Annotated in this window: 17 protein-coding genes; 9 read left to right on the forward strand and 8 right to left on the reverse strand. The window is 61.3% G+C overall.

The features are described 5' to 3' along the window. The first annotated feature begins 1 nt into the window (after nucleotide 1). Complete coding sequence (locus tag C2L66_RS20975) at nucleotides 2-310, forward strand: helix-turn-helix domain-containing protein (RefSeq protein WP_054935224.1); 309 nt, start codon at nucleotides 2-4, stop codon at nucleotides 308-310. Nucleotides 311-354: 44 nt separating this feature from the next. On the opposite strand, the gene C2L66_RS20980 is transcribed toward C2L66_RS20975, so the two are convergent. Then, nucleotides 355-1,509, reverse strand: coding sequence for an FUSC family protein (locus C2L66_RS20980; protein WP_054935225.1), 1,155 nt, complete (start codon nucleotides 1,507-1,509; stop codon nucleotides 355-357). A 30-nt stretch (nucleotides 1,510-1,539) separates the two neighbouring features. After that, entirely contained in the window at nucleotides 1,540-2,151 is a 612-nt protein-coding gene (locus tag C2L66_RS20985; protein WP_054935226.1) for a LysE family translocator, read from the reverse strand. A gap of 81 nt (nucleotides 2,152-2,232) precedes the next feature. Here C2L66_RS20985 and C2L66_RS20990 point away from each other — a divergent pair, with 81 nt between their 5' ends. After that, a complete protein-coding gene (locus C2L66_RS20990) occupies nucleotides 2,233-2,799 on the forward strand; it encodes a GNAT family N-acetyltransferase (RefSeq protein WP_233445020.1) in 567 nt (188 codons plus the stop codon). A gap of 72 nt (nucleotides 2,800-2,871) precedes the next feature. On the opposite strand, the gene C2L66_RS20995 is transcribed toward C2L66_RS20990, so the two are convergent. Both C2L66_RS20995 and C2L66_RS21000 read right to left on the reverse strand, forming a co-directional pair. Then, nucleotides 2,872-3,933 (reverse strand): alkene reductase, encoded by a 1,062-nt coding sequence (locus tag C2L66_RS20995; RefSeq protein WP_054935228.1) that lies wholly within the window; start codon nucleotides 3,931-3,933, stop codon nucleotides 2,872-2,874. Between the two features lie 76 nt (nucleotides 3,934-4,009). Beyond that, on the reverse strand, nucleotides 4,010-4,339 hold the full coding sequence (locus C2L66_RS21000; RefSeq protein WP_054935229.1) for an ArsR/SmtB family transcription factor: 330 nt from the start codon (nucleotides 4,337-4,339) through the stop codon (nucleotides 4,010-4,012). A gap of 447 nt (nucleotides 4,340-4,786) precedes the next feature. Between C2L66_RS21000 and C2L66_RS21005 the strand changes: the two genes are divergently transcribed. After that, a complete protein-coding gene (locus tag C2L66_RS21005; protein WP_060603240.1) occupies nucleotides 4,787-5,719 on the forward strand; it encodes an MBL fold metallo-hydrolase in 933 nt (310 codons plus the stop codon). 72 nt (nucleotides 5,720-5,791) lie between these two features. Here C2L66_RS21005 and C2L66_RS21010 read toward each other — a convergent pair whose 3' ends face one another. The 3 genes from C2L66_RS21010 to C2L66_RS21020 all read right to left on the reverse strand — a co-directional run bounded on the left by C2L66_RS21010 (nucleotide 5,792) and on the right by C2L66_RS21020 (nucleotide 8,338). Further along, on the reverse strand, nucleotides 5,792-7,090 hold the full coding sequence (locus C2L66_RS21010; RefSeq protein WP_060606812.1) for a DUF3422 family protein: 1,299 nt from the start codon (nucleotides 7,088-7,090) through the stop codon (nucleotides 5,792-5,794). A gap of 257 nt (nucleotides 7,091-7,347) precedes the next feature. After that, nucleotides 7,348-7,623, reverse strand: coding sequence for a hypothetical protein (locus C2L66_RS21015; protein WP_082670393.1), 276 nt, complete (start codon nucleotides 7,621-7,623; stop codon nucleotides 7,348-7,350). A gap of 118 nt (nucleotides 7,624-7,741) precedes the next feature. After that, a complete protein-coding gene (locus tag C2L66_RS21020) occupies nucleotides 7,742-8,338 on the reverse strand; it encodes a hypothetical protein (RefSeq protein WP_060603237.1) in 597 nt (198 codons plus the stop codon). Between the two features lie 750 nt (nucleotides 8,339-9,088). Here C2L66_RS21020 and C2L66_RS21025 point away from each other — a divergent pair. Then, the gene (locus C2L66_RS21025) at nucleotides 9,089-11,587 is read left to right on the forward strand and encodes a glycogen/starch/alpha-glucan phosphorylase (RefSeq protein WP_060603234.1); all 2,499 of its coding nucleotides are present in this window, start codon (nucleotides 9,089-9,091) and stop codon (nucleotides 11,585-11,587) included. Between the two features lie 23 nt (nucleotides 11,588-11,610). Here the strand turns inward: C2L66_RS21025 and bfr are convergent, their stop codons facing one another. Further along, entirely contained in the window at nucleotides 11,611-12,087 is a 477-nt protein-coding gene (bfr, locus tag C2L66_RS21030) for a bacterioferritin (RefSeq protein ID WP_060606809.1), read from the reverse strand. A gap of 275 nt (nucleotides 12,088-12,362) precedes the next feature. Between bfr and C2L66_RS21035 the strand changes: the two genes are divergently transcribed. The 5 genes from C2L66_RS21035 (at nucleotide 12,363) to C2L66_RS21055 (ending at nucleotide 17,003) form a co-directional block, all read left to right on the forward strand. Next, nucleotides 12,363-13,382 carry a LacI family DNA-binding transcriptional regulator gene (locus C2L66_RS21035; RefSeq protein WP_176055163.1) on the forward strand — a complete coding sequence of 340 codons (1,020 nt, stop codon included), beginning with the start codon at nucleotides 12,363-12,365 and terminating at the stop codon, nucleotides 13,380-13,382. Between the two features lie 114 nt (nucleotides 13,383-13,496). Then, nucleotides 13,497-14,825, forward strand: coding sequence for an ABC transporter substrate-binding protein (locus tag C2L66_RS21040; protein ID WP_054935233.1), 1,329 nt, complete (start codon nucleotides 13,497-13,499; stop codon nucleotides 14,823-14,825). 80 nt (nucleotides 14,826-14,905) lie between these two features. Further along, the gene (locus C2L66_RS21045; protein ID WP_054935234.1) at nucleotides 14,906-15,862 is read left to right on the forward strand and encodes a carbohydrate ABC transporter permease; all 957 of its coding nucleotides are present in this window, start codon (nucleotides 14,906-14,908) and stop codon (nucleotides 15,860-15,862) included. Further along, complete coding sequence (locus tag C2L66_RS21050; RefSeq protein ID WP_054935235.1) at nucleotides 15,859-16,812, forward strand: carbohydrate ABC transporter permease; 954 nt, start codon at nucleotides 15,859-15,861, stop codon at nucleotides 16,810-16,812. Before C2L66_RS21045 ends, C2L66_RS21050 begins: the two co-directional genes overlap by 4 nt. Next, nucleotides 16,809-17,003 carry a hypothetical protein gene (locus tag C2L66_RS21055; RefSeq protein ID WP_054935236.1) on the forward strand — a complete coding sequence of 65 codons (195 nt, stop codon included), beginning with the start codon at nucleotides 16,809-16,811 and terminating at the stop codon, nucleotides 17,001-17,003. Before C2L66_RS21050 ends, C2L66_RS21055 begins: the two co-directional genes overlap by 4 nt. Nucleotides 17,004-17,006 lie beyond the last annotated feature (3 nt).

A 17,006-nucleotide genomic window follows, 5' to 3' on the forward strand; every position in this document is an offset into this window, starting at 1 on the left:
CTTGAATCCGAATGATGCGGCACACGACAAGCATTGCGAAGACGATGACGACGATCACGAACTCGACCCCACCGTCGAGCAGTTGCTGATGCTGCTATGGGAAGCGTCTCGCGAATCGCCCGGCAAGCCGTGGTCGCTCGCGAAGATCAGCAAGCGCGCCGATCTCCCCATGAGCACGTTGCGGCGCTATTTCACGCAGTTGCAGTCGGCGGGCGTGATAGTGGTGCAGATGGACGAGGAAGGGCGCGGCTCGGCGTCGCTGACGGGCGAAGGGCTGGAGTTGTGCGAGGCGCTGTTCGGCGAGCCTTGACTGGCGTCGAGGCGCACCGGGCTGCATAGCAAGCTGCGCGGCGCTTACGGCGTGGCTTCTTCCGAAACCGGCAAGAACGACAGGCGCGACGCGAGCAGCATCACGCACGTGAGAATCGCAATGCCCGTCACGATGCCCGCCAGCCGCATCAGCGCGGCGTGCGGATCGGCGGACCACGCGTGGTCCTGCACGAAAACCATGATGAAGGCGATCGTGAACTGCCGGCCGAGATAGCTCGCGCCCTGTTTGCCCGTCTGCACGTGGCAGCCTGCCCATACGCCCGCAGCCAGCGCGAGCAGCGACGGCACGATCTGGCCTTGCATCAGCGGCAATAGCGCGATCCCGATGGCGCCCGCGATCAGGCAGCCCACCATGCGTTGCACCATCTTGTCGGCGACAGGCTTCTGCGAGCGCACGACGACGGACGTGGGCGGCAGGATCATCACGGCGATCGTCGTCACGAGCGCCTGCGCGAAACCGGGTAGATCGAATGCGTAGGTGAGCGCCGCGAGAATCGCAACGGCGATGCCCGCCTGCACGCCCAGCACCATGCGCGCGTGGCGCAAGGTCTCGAAGGTGGGCGGCGGGGCGTTCGCGGTAGCGGCAGCCGCCGCGACGACTTTCGATGCGGGCCGGCGCCGCTCATACCAGCTGATGCCGATATGAAACGCGCCCGACACGAGCAGGCACGCAAACGTGCCGACGCACACTTCGGCGACCCGCAACATCGCAAACGACGCCGTCGGGCCGAACGCGATCAGCTTGTGCGCCTCGAATGTGACCAGTACCCACGTGATGCCGCCCAGCACCCACGCATACGACGCCGACGAACCATTGCCGCGATAGACGCAGATCGCGCCGATCACGCCCAGCACGGGCACGAACAGCCACGGACGATCGCCGATCACCGGGCCGAGCAGCGTGCCGAGCAGGCCGCCGAGGATGGTGCCGAGCACGCGATGCAGCGCGCGTTGCGCGGAAGCCGAGAAACGCGTCTGCATGACGGCGAAGCCGCTGATGGCGGCCCACCAGGTATACGGCAGATGCAGCAGATGAGCGAGCGCCACCGACAGCACCACTGAGATCACCGCTTCGACGCCGAACAGCGCGCGCTCGGGCGTCGGCTTCCAGGCGGCCAGCTCGCGGCCGAGCGCGGACACGGCGTCTCGACCGATCTGCGTGAACATGCGGGCGCGCATGCGAACCTCGTCGAGATGGAGTGTGCGAGTTCAGCGCGTGGCGATGGCGGCCGCGGCGCCCGCCATCATCGCCGCGCTGGTGCGGTTCGCGATCTTCACCGCGCGGCGGCTGGTCAGCAGCGCGCGCGCCTTGACGGCGGCAAGCGCCCAGATGAAATCGACGGACATCAGCACGGCCAGCATGGTCAGCGTCAGTTCCAGCCACGCGAGCGTGCCGACCCGCGACAGGTCGACGATGGTCGGCAGCAGCGCGAGGTAGAAGACCATGATCTTGGGGTTGCCGAGCGTGACCATCAAGCCCGCGACGAACATGCGCCACGGCGACTGGCCGCTTGGCAGCGTGCTTTCGTGGACGTCGGTGGGCGCGAGCCACATCTTCCACGCGAGGAACAGCAGATACGCGACGCCTGCGAACTTCAGCGCGACGAACACCAGCGCGAAGCTATGCGCGACGACAGCAAGGCCGGCGACCGCGCAGGTGAGCCACAGTGCTTCGCCGATCCACATCGCGGCGAGAAACGGCAGCACGTCGCGAAAGCCGTTGGTGAGCACGCGCGCAACGAGCGCCGCGATGCTCGGGCCGGGCGAGCCCGCGGCAACGATCAGCGCGAGCGCGAAGACGAGAAGACCGGAAAGCGCCATCGAACGACTCCTCTGCGAAAGGGTCCGTGGCTGGATTATATCGGCGCGGCGGGTTGAGTTGCGCGGGCAAGCAGTGTCAATATGTCCGCTGAGACTCTGCCAACCTACCCGATGCAACCGCCCGTCGTTCACTACCGGCCCGCCGTACCCGAAGATGTCCCGTCGATTCGCGTCGTCGAATACGAGGCTGCGCAGCGTTTCGTCAGCGTCGGGCTGACGGGCATCGCGGCCGCGCGCCCGATGGACGCGCCGTTCGTGCTGAAGAAGGTGAGGGCGTCGGAAGTGATCGTCGCGCAGTGCGACGGCGAATGCGTCGGCTTCGTGATGTTCGCGACGCTGCCTGCGCGCATCTATGTCGAAGCGCTCGACGTCTCGCCCCGGCATGCGGGGCGGCGGATCGGCGCGGCCTTGCTCGACCAGGTCGACGCAAGAGCGCGACAGACGGGCGCGACACATGTCGATCTGTCCACATTCCGGCATGTGCCGTGGAATGCGCCGTACTATCAGCGGCTCGGCTTTGACGTGCTCGAAGACGATGAGCTCGATGCCGCGCTGCTGCGTATCCGCAATCTGCGGATCGCGCGCGGCGTGGATGAAACGAAGCGCGTGTTCATGCGGCGCGCGGTGAAACCCGCTGCGCATGAATGAAAAAACGCGGCGAGAATCGCTCCCGCCGCGTTCGTTGCGCTACCGGCTGTCAGTGTCCTGGGCGGTGCGAGATCAGTTGACCGCTTCCAGCGCCGGATAGTCGGTGTAGCCGGCTTCGCCTTGCGCATAGAACGTTGCGGGAACCGGCTCGTTCAGCGGCGCATCCAGCTCGAAGCGACGCACGAGGTCGGGATTTGCGATATACAGCTTGCCCCACGCGACAGCGTCCGCTTCGCCCGCGTCCAGCACTTTTTGCGCGCTTTCCTTCGTGAACTTTTCGTTGGCGATATACACGCCGCCGAATGCCTTCTTCAGCAGCGGGCCGATGCGATCGTCGCCGAGCGCTTCGCGTGCCGCGATGAATGCGATCTTGCGCTTGCCGAGTTCACGCGCGACATAGCCGAACGTCGCGGCGGGATCGGTATCGCCCATGGTGTGCGAATCGCCGCGCGGCGCGAGGTGCATGCCCACGCGATCCGCGCCCCACACGTCGATACACGCGTCCGTCACTTCGAGCAGCAGGCGCGCGCGGTTTTCGATCGGGCCGCCGTATGCGTCGGTGCGCTTGTTGGTGCTGTCCTGCAGGAACTGGTCGAGCAGATAGCCGTTCGCGCCGTGCACCTGAACACCGTCGAAGCCCGCCTTCTTCGCGTTTTCCGCGCCCTTGCGATACGCGGCGACAATACCCGGAATCTCCGAGATGTCGAGCGCACGCGGCGTCACGAACGGACGTTGCGGACGCACGAGGCTCACGTGGCCTTCCGGCGCGATTGCGCTCGGCGCAACGGGCAGTTCGCCGTTCAGGAACACCGGGTCGGACACACGGCCGACGTGCCACAGTTGCAGGAAAATCTTGCCGCCTTCCTTGTGGACGGCGTCCGTTACGAGCTTCCAGCCTTCCACCTGTTCATCCGACCAGATGCCCGGCGTGTCGGCATAGCCGAGGCCTTGCGGCGTCACGGAGGTGGCTTCGGAAATGATCAGGCCGGCGCTTGCGCGTTCGGCGTAATACTTTGCCATCAACGCGTTGGGCACGCGCACGTCGCCGGCGCGTTGACGCGTGAGCGGCGCCATCACGATACGGTTCTTCAGCGTGAGGTCGCCAATCTGGAGCGGGTCGAAAAGTGTCGGCATGTTGTGTCAATCCTTGCGGGCGCACGGCCCGATGTGTCGAGACTGCATTCTGGGAAGGCGAAGACGCAGGCGTGAGTCAGAGGTCCGCGTTCATGTGTGCGAGGAACGCCTCGATGACGGCCTCGTTGCGCTTGAAGAACACCCATTGACCCACGCGTTTCGACGTGATCAGCCCCGCGCGCTGTAACGCGGCGAGGTGCGCCGACACCGTGGACTGCGACAGCCCACAGCAATCGTCGAACTGTCCGGCGCAGACCCCGTGCTCGTACGAAAGCTCCTGCTCCGGGAAATACTTTTCCGGCTCGCGCAGCTTCGCAAGAATCACGCGACGCGCCGGATTGGCCAGCGCCTTGTGGATCGCGTCGATGTCGATATCAGTGGTCTTCGGGTTGGGCTTCGTGCTCATGAAACAGCGGACAGACTCTCTGGCCGGAACGTCGGCGTCTGAATCGCTATGGACCGAATCTTATATCGGAATTTAACGATATGTGTGGATGGCCTTACAGACAATGGGGGTGATAGTTTTCGGCACGCCAGGCCTCGGCGCACCGCGCAGCCTTAGTGAAGCACCGGATCGAGGCACTAGTCGGATGGACGCTCGATGTTCCTGGCGGACCGCTGATCGACAGGCATGCCGCTCGCGTTACCTCTTGCTGCCCGTGTCGATTGTTGCCGTTCGGACAACATGGTGCACGCATGCGGGACGCTACTGGCGTCGGTCCCGCCTCACTAGAATCCGTCACACACGGTTGGTCGAAACGCGAGCCGAACGAAGCGCGCGCAGTTCGTGGTCGTGCTCGTGAGTGCGCCGCCCGGTGCCGCTTACCCCACTTAATCAACAGGACTATCGAAGATGAGCGAAACAACCCGCAATGTGCAGCCGGTTACCGCCAGCCTTGGCCGCGAAGGCTCGGGCGAACTCGTGCCTTCCCGCTACGCCGTGCGCGTGGGTGACGTCGACGTCGTGCTGATCAGCGATGGCATTCTGCCGTTGCCGACCTCCACCATGTCCACGAATGTGAGCGTAGCGGACCGCAACGAATGGTTCGATGGTCGTTTCCTGCAACGTGACATGTTCGACTGGGCTCTGAACATCGCGCTCGTGCGCAGCGGCGAACGTCTGATCCTGATCGACTCGGGGGTGGGCGACGGTTTCGAATACTTCACGCGCGCCGGTCAGTCGGTGATGCGCCTGGAATCGGCTGGGATCGATCTCAGTGCGCTCAGCGATATCGTGATCACGCATATGCACATGGATCACGTCGGCGGGCTGAATGTCGATGGCGTCAAGGCGAGGCTGCGCCCGGACGTGCGGATTCACGTATCGGCCGCGGAAGTGGCGTTCTGGAAGAATCCGGACTTCAGCAAAACGGTGATGCCGGAAGCGGTTCCTCCCGCGCTTCGCAAGGCGGCTGCAAAGTTCGTGGAACTCTATGGCGAAAACATCGTGCAGTTCGATCGGACGGTGGAAGTCGCAGCGGGCGTGTCGGCGCGCGTAACAGGTGGGCACACGCCGGGGCACTGCGTCGTGGACGTCGCATCGAAGGGTGAGAAGCTGACGTTCGTGGGCGACGCGATTTTCGAAGTCGGCTTCGACAATCCCGAATGGCAGAATGGCTTCGAGCACGATCCCGAAGCGGCGGTGGACGTGCGCATTGCACTGCTCAACGAAGCCGCTGATACAGGCGCTCTGCTGGCCGCCGCGCATGTCGCGTTTCCGTCCATCGGTCATATTGCAAAGAGCGGTGAAGCCTTCCGTTTTGTGCCCGTTCAATGGGACTACTGAGATCGACTGGAAACCGGCCGCGGCATGTCCGCACGAATTCGGCCGGCTCCCGTTGTTCTTGCCGGGACGAATTCAACGGGCGAACGAGGTCTCTTTTTCGCTCGAACTTCGTTTCGCCATCCGGCCCCGCGTGCGCCGGGTAATGGCGATCACGGCCAATACGACGGGGCCGATGGCGATGCCTTCGGCGAGTTCAGGCTCAATCGGAATGCTTAGAACGTGCAGCGCCTTGAACGCAGCGGCGACCAGTGACAGCACGTAATAGGAGATGGCCGCGACGGACAGGCCTTCGACGGCATGCTGCAAATGCAACTGGTTGCGAGCTGTACGCTCCATGCCGGCGAGCAGGCGAGTGACGTCCTTCTCTTGTGCCAGATTGACTCGCGTGCGCAACAGGTCGACGGCACGTGCAATGCGGGCGGCAATCTGTTCGTGGCGCGCCCAGACGCTTCGGCAGGTTTCCATCGCAGGCGCAAAGCGTCGCTCCATGAACTCCTGGATCGTCGGCATCCCCTCGATTCGCTCTTCCCGCAATTCCTGTATTCGCGCGAGAACCAGTTTTTCGTAAGCCCGCGAAGCGCTGAAGCGTCCTCCTGACCCCGACAGCGATTCGAGGCGGACCGCGAGATGCGTGAGCTTGACGAGCAACTGCGAATCATCGCCATCCACGCCAGGCGAGTCCATGCGCTGCATCAGTGATTGAAGCGAGGTATGAATGTCGTCGAGATCCCGGCTTAACTTGCGCGCGATGGGCAGCGTGAGCAGAGCCATCATCCGGTACGTTTCGATTTCGTAGAGCCGCTGCAGCAAGCGGCCGCCCTGTTCTTCACGAAAGTCCTCGTCAATCACGACGAACCGCATGAAGCCATCCGCACGCACGCTCCAGTCGCAGAAGACACGGCCCCCGCCGAGTACGCTGCTACCGACGAGAATAGGTCCGTCGATCCACTGAGTGGGCGCTTCACGTACCGAACGGGCATGGTCGCCCGACAACAGTTCCATACGGCAGGCGACGAACCGGTTGCCGGCAATCTCCTCGAACCAGCTCGCAGGAATGCCTTCTATCCCCGTATCACTGAAGTAATCCGTGTCGCTGCGCGGAACGACGAAGGTAAACGTGGAAAATTCAGTGTGCCGCTCCCACTTCAGATGCCACCCGAACGAGGATTGCACCGAATGATGCGTGGCGCCATTCGCGGGCAGCGGGATGCCCGTGCCGCAGCACAACGCGCGTAATGCCGTTTCGTGAATCGATGGATTGTGCTCGGCGTAGATGGCGTAGTGCACCAGAGAAACAGACTCCGCCAGTTTGAGAAACGGGCGAGCATGCAATTCCGCAGCCAGTTCGGCGCGCAGTGGATGATCCATCACGATGGGTTTCACGGGTTCGTGCTCAGGTTGCGGTTGACGCCGCAGTGCGGGTCCTTTCAGCAACTTTGGCAGAACTACGCCAACAAGAGAATCTCATTGTTTTGATCAACGTCTTCAGATTTTCTGATAGGCATCCGGTCGAGTGACGGGTTTCCCTCTGCGATCGTATTCAAGGAGCCGGCCACTGTATCGACGCACAGGTGAAATATCGATCAAGTCGCCAGTTAGTTAGCCGGGTTGCTAGCGTACCAGGCGCGTTAGTGGCGGGGGGCCGCCATCGAGTTGAGATGCGCAAGTTGCCCGTCCACCTCCGCATGCACGGATTGCTGATAAACCTGTGCGGGAGTCCTGGCCGGCGTCGGCCCGCTATACGGCGGTACCCATCGACCGGCTGGCAGGCCGGCGGAACGGCTGGCAGGCAACTGGAGCGAGTTGTTGGCGGGCTGCGCGACGGAAGGGACGCCGCGCGGCAATTGCGCAAACGCCGTCGACACTGTGAGACCCAGAACGATCGCGATAACCGTATGTTTCATTTCGACCCCGGCAGTTAGGGAACGGTCCCAGTGACTGGGAGCTGGATACCACATGAGACCGGGGGTACGCTTTTTCGTTCAGACGCATGCGTATTGACGCTTTTGGCGGCGGGGGAATTCAGTCCGACGGACTCGCAGATTTGCCGGAGCCGCGGGTCGCGTCGACTGGCGTTTTACGATCCCTTTCCCGCGAGAGCAACTCCTGCTTCAACGCGAGTGCCTCGTCATTGTCGTGCTGCAACGACAGCGCCCAAAAAACTCCCGAGCGTGCCATGCGCAGGTCGTTTTTCTCGAGGCCGCTGCGTGCCCGCGCAAGTGCGAGGGCCAGCAGCCTGTGATTCTTGTCGCTATCTCTCCCGCTGTTCGAAACTGAACTCTGCGAGGACGTTGATTGTGATGGTGGCGATGTCGAGATCGGTGGCTGAGCCGGTTCGGGCACGGCACCCGACGCGACCAGCGCAGGTGTTGTTCCCGCTGTCGTTGTCGGGCTCTGCGCCACCGCGGCATTTTGCGCCGGGCCACGCGCGGCTGCCTGTGCATCGACTGCCGCGGCACGCCCCGCCTGGCTCGTGCCATTCGTCGTTACGCTACCTTGCGTTGTGTTCGATGCTGCTGTCGGCTCTCCGTCGGCGCCGCCGTCAGGGCGATGCAGTGACACCACCGCGACGCTGAGCACGGCCAGGGCCACCAGAATCAGCGCTGCCCCCGTTTTCATACGCGAACCACGCAAATCGAACGATGTCAGCCGAGACCGCCAGCTCTGGCCCCCAGGTGCAACGCTTGGACGCGCGGCTGTCGCACTTGCCGCTTTAGATGCGGTTGCGGCGTCGGGCTTGTTCGTCGAGGCGCGTGTGCTGAACGCGAGCCTCGCGGGCGCGCCGCATTGTGGACAAAAATTGACAGGCTCGGACAACCTACCGCCGCAACGTGCGCACGTGGTCGAAAAAATCGGGCGACGAGCGGTTTGAGCGTTCATCGTTAATTGTTCCCCCGTATAAACGCGACGGCATCCATGGTGCGGACGGATGCTGCGATCGCAATAAGATAAGACGAATCGAAAACGGAGCGGGGCAGTTTGCCAATATCGGTCAGCGGCGCAGCAGCGTCAACCCGCCAGCCCGAATTACGCAAGCACGCATCGGTCATAAGTTAGCGCTTCGACGCACAACGGAAGATTGATCGTTAGTGGGGTCGATGTGTCATTTTTTTGCCGAATTGCCGTCCACACATTCGTCTCATGCAACGGGGACGACTCCCTCAGTCGATGACTGGCACGCGTATCCCGATTCGACATACGTTTAGGAACCGATAGTAAATGACGAACCAACATAATTCGGCATTGGCTTGAAATACGCACGGTGTAACGTATGCTCCCTTCGTGTACGCCTATCTCCTTGGGCAGCGCCGCGAATGTGAGACTGCCCTCGGGTTTGAAGCGGTCGCGCAAAAACAGGAGGGTAAGACCATGGCTGCCGACATGAGCGCGAGCGACAATCGTTGCGGCGACTCCGCGCGCAGTGCGCTGGACCCGGATGCATTGCGGCGCGGCGTGCTCGACAATCTCATCTGCCTGCAGGCTCGTCCGCCCGCCATTGCTACGCCGCACGACTGGTATATGGCGCTTGCCTATAGCGTGCGCGACCGCATGCTGGCGCGCTGGGCCGCCACGATCCAGACCTATGCGGCTCGCGAGCTGAGGGTTGCGTGTTACCTCTCTGCGGAGTTTCTGATCGGACCGCAACTCGGCAACAATCTCGTGAACCTGGGCATCGAAGCCGAAGCGCGTGCTGCCATGCAGTCACTCGGTCAGGATCTCGACGCACTCATCGCATTGGAGGAAGAGCCCGGACTTGGCAATGGCGGGCTCGGAAGGCTCGCTGCCTGTTATCTGGACTCGCTGGCCACGCTGCAGATACCGTCCGTCGGATACGGCATACGCTATGAGTTCGGTATCTTCGATCAGGTGATCCGCGATGGCCGGCAGGTCGAGGCCACGGACAAATGGCTGCAGAAAGGCAACCCATGGGAAATCGTGCGCCCCAACGTGAACTACTACGTGCGCTTCGGCGGACACACGCAGAGCGAGAACGATGCGCAGGGCCGCTACCGCGTGCGCTGGATACCGGCGCACATGGTAAAGGGCGTGGCTTGCGATACGCCGATGCTCGGATTCCGGGTCAATACCTGCAACACGCTGCGCCTATGGAAGAGCGAAGCGGTCGAGTCTTTCGATCTGGAGGACTTCAACGCGGGTGACTACTACCAGGCCGTGCAGGAAAAGGTGATATCCGAAACGCTGTCCAAGGTGCTCTATCCCAATGACGAACCCGAAGCCGGCAAGCGGCTGCGCCTCGCGCAGCAGTACTTCTTCGTTTCCTGCTCGTTGCAGGACATGCTGCGCCTGCTCGATATCAAAGGCGAACCCATTGTGCGCTTTGCCGACATGTTCACCGTACAGTTGAACGATACGCATCCTTCAATCGCAGTCGCGGAACTGATGCGCCTGCTCGTCGACGAGCGGCAGGTCCCCTGGGATGAAGCCTGGGATATTACCCGCGACACGCTGGCCTATACCAACCACACATTGCTGCCCGAAGCGCTCGAAACCTGGGGGCTGCCGCTTTTTCGCAGCCTGCTGCCGCGCCTGCTCGAAATCATCTACGAGATCAACGGGCGCTTTCTCGACGAGGTCCGGCAGCGTTATCCCGGCGACGATGCACGCGTGGCGCGAATGTCGATGATCGACGAGGCCGGCGAGAAGAAGGTGCGCATGGCGCATCTGGCAACTGTCGGCTGCCATGCCGTGAATGGCGTGGCAGAGCTTCATTCCGCGCTGCTCAAGCAAACGGTGCTGCGTGACTTCGCGCAACTGTGGCCCGGGCGCTTCAAGAACGTCACCAATGGCGTCACACCACGTCGCTTCATGATGCTCAGCAATCCCGGGCTTGCGCGGTTACTGGACGAGACAGTGGGCGAGGGATGGGCGACCGACCTCGCACGGCTTCGCGCCCTCGAATCGCACGCGGACGACCCGGCCTTTCTCGACAGGTGGCGCCGCGTCAAACATTCGAACAAGGCGATCCTCGCGCAGCACATTCGAAGCGCGACGGGCGTCGAGGTGGACCCTGCCGCATTATTCGACATTCAGGTCAAGCGCATTCACGAATACAAGCGACAGCACCTGAACGCGCTGTACATCGTCACGCTGTATCAGCGTCTGCGCCGCGATCCGCTGCTTGCTGTCGCGCCGCGCTGCTTCGTATTCGGCGGAAAAGCGGCGCCGGGATATGCGATGGCCAAACTGATCATTCGCCTGATCAACGGCGTGGCGGAAGTCGTGAATAACGACCCGTCGTTGGGCGGTCGGCTCAAGGTGGTGTTCTACCCGAACTTCAATGTGAAGAACGCACAGTTCATCTATCCGGCAGCGGATCTTTCCGAGCAGATCTCGACTGCGGGCAAGGAGGCATCGGGTACAGGCAACATGAAATTCATGATGAACGGCGCACTGACCATCGGAACACTCGACGGCGCGAACATCGAGATCCGGGAAGAGGTCGGCGAGGAGAACTTTTTCCTGTTCGGCATGACCGATTCACAGGTGGAGCAAAGGCGGCGCGATGGCTATTGTCCGGCAGAATTCGCGGCTGGCAACGGCGAATTGCGCGATGCGCTGGATCTGATTGTCAGCGGGCATTTCTCGCGCGGCGACCGCGATATGTTCCGGCCGCTGGTCGACAATCTGCTGCACGCCGATCCGTTTTTCGTGCTGGCCGACTACGCGGATTACGTGGCTTGCCAGGAACGCGTGAACGACGCATGGCACGACGTGCGACGCTGGACCCGTATGTCCATCTTCAATACCGCACGTTCGGGTAAGTTCTCCTCGGATCGCGCGATCAGCGAGTACTGTAGCGAGATCTGGAAAATCGGTCCTGTGAGTGTCGACCTTGAGCGGCTCTGAGAAACGCGACGCGAGCTCGCGACTCAACCGGGTGAACCCATCGACGACTGCTGATAGTTCTGGATTCCAACCTTGTCGATCAGGCTGATCTGTACCTCGAGCCAGTCGATATGGTCTTCAGTGTCGTCGAGTATGTCCGAAAAGATCGTTCTCGAAACGAAGTCCTGGACTGATTCACAGTAAGCGATCGCCTCTTTGCAATGGGCCTGGGCGGACTGTTCGAGTTTGAGATCGCATTGGAGGACCTCCAGCGTATCCTCCCCGACGAGCAGCTTGGCCAGATCCTGAAGATTGGGCAAGCCGTCGAGCATGAAGATTCGTTCTATGAGCTTGTCGGCATGCTTCATTTCCTCGATCGACTCGTCGTACTCATGTTTGCCGAGTCCTTCGAGACCCCAGTGCTTATAAAGCCGCGCATGCAGAAAGTACTGGTTGATGGCCGTCAGCTCGTACTTCAATTCGGCGTTCAGATATTCAATAACTTTTGGATCGGCTTGCATGACAGCTCCCGTCATTCCGCAGAGTTCCATACAGGATAGGCCGCTCGTACGAGCGCGGCGATAACGAGACAGGGGGCGCAAATGATTCTCCTTATGCCGCCGTTCTTTATCGTCGGGTGAATAGCGGATCTATTCGGCACGGATTCGCGAAGTACTTCACTCAGAAATGTCGTCAAGAATGACGCATTTAAGCCAACAAAAAACCTTGCATTCCTTGGCGGAAAAACTATTTTCAAATAACAAAATCATTCCTGGCTCGGCAACTGAGGAGACCCATGCCGGCTACCCGTATGATGATTGCGCGTCGCGCCGGCGTCAGCGTCGCCACGGTCGATCGTGTGCTGCGCGACGACCAGGGCGTGCGCCCGGAGACAGCCGAACGCGTTCATCTCGCGCTCGCGACATTGCGCGACGAGCGTGCAAGTCGTGGTCGCCCGGCAAAAGCAACGTCGTTTCGGGTCGCATTCGTTCTGCCGCAAATCAATTCCCGTTTTCTCGATCAGGCCGAGCGCGATATCGCGCTGTCGGCGAGCTTCTTTCGCGAGCATCGCATCGTCCCGTCGTTTTATCGATGCGACCTGTCGAACCAGCGAGACGCTGCATCCTTCGCCCAGCAGTTGACCGACTACGACGCACTCGTACTCGTGCCGCTCGATTACCCGTGGGTCGTGCGAATGATCCAGGACATGACCGACGGGAACATGCCCGTCGTCACGGTGTTCTCCGATTTGCCGTCGAGTGCGCGTGCGGCTTACGTCGGCGTCGACAACCGCATCGCGGGACGAACGGCCGGGCTGCTGATGGGCCGGTTCGTCGGATCTCGCATTGGTACGGTCGCGGTGCTGTCCGCGTCTTCACGGTTGCACGATCAGCTGGAGCGCCGCACGGGTTTCTCGCAGGTTCTCGAAGAAGATTTTCGCAACCTGCGCTGGGTCACGGAGCCTGATTTCGCCGAAGACGACGACAGTGCCGGTCTTGCTGTTCAAGGCCTGATGGCCGGACACCCGGATCTGGTCGGCGTGTATGTGACGGGCGGCGGCATTTCCGGCATTGCGTCCGCATTGCAGGAATCCGGCGACAAGGCGCGCGTCGTTCTGATCGGCCACGAATGTACCGCCGAGACGCGGGTGCAATTGTCCGAGCGCGCAATCGACGTGATCCTCGATCAGGACGTGCGCGGCATCGTCCATTGGGCGGGCCTCGCGGCCATCAATTTTCTTAACGACGTGCGGGGCGTGCTCAACATCCCGACGCCCGAAACCCGGATTTATCTTCGTGAGAATGCGCATGCCTGACGCTCGCGACACGCGGACTGCTTTGTGAATCCGCCAGAGCCCGAATACGGCGTCCGGCGCATGGACGCTGTCTGTCATCAGGTTGGAGACCCGAGAAAGACAAGGAGAAGACAAATGTTACGTCTTACGTCAGCAAGGGTAGTCGCGGCCGTCCTCGCATCATTGGGACTTTGCCTGGGATCGACGGCGCACGCCCAGGGCAAGCAATTGACATTGTGCTGGGCGGCCTGGGACCCCGCCAATGCACTCGTTGAGTTATCGAAAGACTTCACGGCCAAAACCGGCATTGCAATGAAGTTCGAGTTCGTGCCATGGACGAGCTACGCGGACCGCTTCCTCAATGAACTCAATTCGCACGGCAAACTGTGCGATCTGATCATCGGCGACAGCCAGTGGATTGGCGGCGCCGCCGTGAATGGGCACTACGTGAAGCTGAATGACTTCTTCGCGAAGAACAAGATCTCCATGGATGACTTCGTGCCGGCAACCGTGGTCGGCTACGCAGAATGGCCGAAGAACACGCCGAACTACTGGGCCTTGCCTGCCATGGCGGACGCAGTGGGCTGGACCTATCGGAAAGACTGGTTTGCAAGACCTGAACTGCGTGCCGAGTTCAAGCAGAAATACAAACGCGAACTCGAACCGCCAACCACGATGGACGAACTCAAGCAAACCGCCGAGTTTTTCCAGGGACGCAAGATTGATGGAAAGACGGTGTACGGCGTGTATATCTTTACGGAGCGCGGCTCGGAAGGTATCACGATGGGTGTGACGAACATGCTCTACAACTTCGGCTTCGAGTACCAGGACCCCAAGAAGCCCTATCACCTCGACGGCTTTGTGAACTCACCCGGCGCCATCAAGGGGCTGGAATTCTATAAGGCACTGTACAAATGCTGCACGGCACCGGGCATGACGAACGCGTACATGCAGGAAGGACTCGATGCATTCAAGTCCGGTCAGGTTGCCATGCAGATGAACTGGTTCGCGTTCTTCCCGGGGCTGTACAAGGACCCGAATGTCGGCGGCGACAAAATCGGCTTCTTCGTCAATCCAAAGGAAACGAAGCAGTTCACGCAACTCGGCGGGCAGGGCATCTCCGTGGTGTCGTACTCGGATCATAAGGCGGACGCGCTCGAATACATCAAATGGTTCGCACAAGCCGACGTGCAGAAGAAATGGTGGCAACTCGGCGGCTATTCGGCGGCGAAGTCGGTCGTGGATGCACCGGACTTTCCGAAGAGCGCACCGTTCGCACCCGCGTTCCTGAAGTCGATGTCGATCGTCAAGGACTTCTGGGCGGAGCCGGCCTACGCAGAGTTGCTGCTCGATATGCAAAAGCGCGTGCACGATTATGTGGTTGCCGATAAAGGCACCGCAAAAGAAGCACTCGATCTGCTGGTCAAGGACTGGAACAAGGTCTTCAAGGCGGAAGGAAAGTAGAGGCGCGTTAGCGATCAAGGTATCTCGGCTCGCGGATTAGCGGGCGGGTCATCCCAGCTAATCCGCGAAAAGGAGTCGGCATGTTGGCAAACAAGCCTTTTGCGCCGGAAGGGTTGCAGGCGAAACGGCCGCCGCGCGCGGCTGCGCGCCAGCGCGGGCTGTCCGACAGGACAATCGCGTGGCTGTTCATTCTTCCGACCATCGTATTGCTGCTCGCGATCAACATCTTTCCGTTGATCTGGGCTTTGCGGCTGTCGTTCACGAACTTCAAGTCGAACATGCCGAGCGTGCCCGCGCGCAATGTCGGCATCGACAACTACACGGACATTCTGACCGACGAAGACATCTGGTACGCGATGCAGGTCACCGCGCGCTTCGTATTCTGGTCGGTCGGACTGGAAGTGCTGCTTGGGTTCGGGCTCGCGCTGCTGATCAACCGGCAGTTCAGAGGCCATAGTTTCTGGACCACGCTGATCCTGCTGCCGATGATGTTGTCGCCCGCCGTGGTCGGCAATTTCTGGACCTTCCTGCTGCAGCCGCAAACCGGTCTCTTCAACGACATCGTCAGCTTTTTCACAGGCATTCCGCCCAGTTCGTTCCAGATGATCGGCGACGTGCCGCTTGCGCCATGGACGATCGTAATGGTCGATACCTGGATGTGGACGCCGTACGTGATGCTGATCTGTCTTGCCGGGCTGCGCTCGATTCCTGACTACATCTACGAAGCAGCGGAAGTGGACCGCGCTTCGCCGTGGCGGCAGTTCTGGTCGATCACGCTGCCGATGACGCTGCCGTTCCTGATGCTCGCAGTCCTGTTTCGCGGCATCGAGAACTTCAAGATGTTCGACATGGTGAATCTGCTGACGTCGGGCGGCCCGGGCTCCGTGACGGAAACCGTGTCGATCACCCTCAAGCGCGCCGCGTTCGAGAAGTGGCAGACGGGCTATTCGTCCGCGCTAGCGATCATCCTGTTCGTCGTCGTATTCGGCGCCGCGAATATCTATGTGAAGGCACTCAACAGGGTGAAACAGCGATGACAGACCTTGCCCTTCAACAATCGGTCGTCGCTGCGACGCCGCGCAGCAAGACGTTTGCCGCCGTCGTGGTGATCGCGTACGCGCTCGTTGCGACCTTGCCGATCGTGTGGATCATTCTGACGAGCTTCAAGACGCAAGAGGACGCGATTGCCTATCCGCCCGTCGTGATGTTTCAGCCGTCGATGGAAGGCTACGTGAACCTCTTCACGATCCGCTCGCGGCAGACGCCGGAGTTCATCGCGAGCCTGCCGCCTGCACAGACCTGGTACGACCGCGATGTGCGCAAGCGCAACATGGTGATTGCGGGACCGTCGAAGGTCTTGCCGCGCTTCGTCAACTCACTGGTGATCGGCTTCGGCTCGACGTTTCTCGCGGTGTTTCTCGGCACGCTCGCGGCCTACGCGTTCTCGCGCTTCAAGGTGCCGCTCGCCGACGATCTGCTGTTCTTCATTCTGTCGACGCGGATGATGCCGCCCATCGCCGTCGCGATCCCGATCTACCTGATGTACCGCGCGCTCGGGCTCGCGGACACGTACCTGGGCATGATCGTGCTCTACACGGCCGTGAATGTGTCGCTGGCCGTGTGGCTGCTCAAGGGTTTCATCGACGAGATCCCGCGCGAATACGAAGAGGCCGCGCTCGTGGACGGCTACACCCGTATGCAGGCTTTCATCAAGGTGGTGCTGCCGCAGGCGATCACGGGCATTGCCGCCACTGCGATCTTCTGCCTGATCTTCGCGTGGAACGAGTACGCGTTCGCGCTATTGCTGACCAGCGGCGACGCGCAGACGATGCCGCCGTTCATTCCGTTCATCATCGGCGAGGGTGGTCAGGACTGGCCGGCCGTGGCGGCCGCCACCACGCTGTTCGTGCTGCCGATCCTCATTTTCACCGTCGTGCTGCGCAAGCATCTATTGCGCGGCATCACTTTTGGAGCGGTGCGCAAATGAAAGCCCTACCTGCCACGCCGCGCCGGCGCTTCCTTCGCAGACGCTACTGGGAAGGCGCATCGACAGCACTCATTGGTCTGGGCATTGCCATGCTCGTTCAACCGTTCACCGTCGGCCTCTATACGTGGTCGTTTCCCGTGATTCTGGTGGGCGCGCTGGCCTTTGTCGTGACCAGCCACTTCCCGGACTGAGCC

This window comes from Paraburkholderia caribensis, assembly GCF_002902945.1.
Taxonomy (GTDB): Bacteria; Pseudomonadota; Gammaproteobacteria; order Burkholderiales; family Burkholderiaceae; genus Paraburkholderia; species Paraburkholderia caribensis.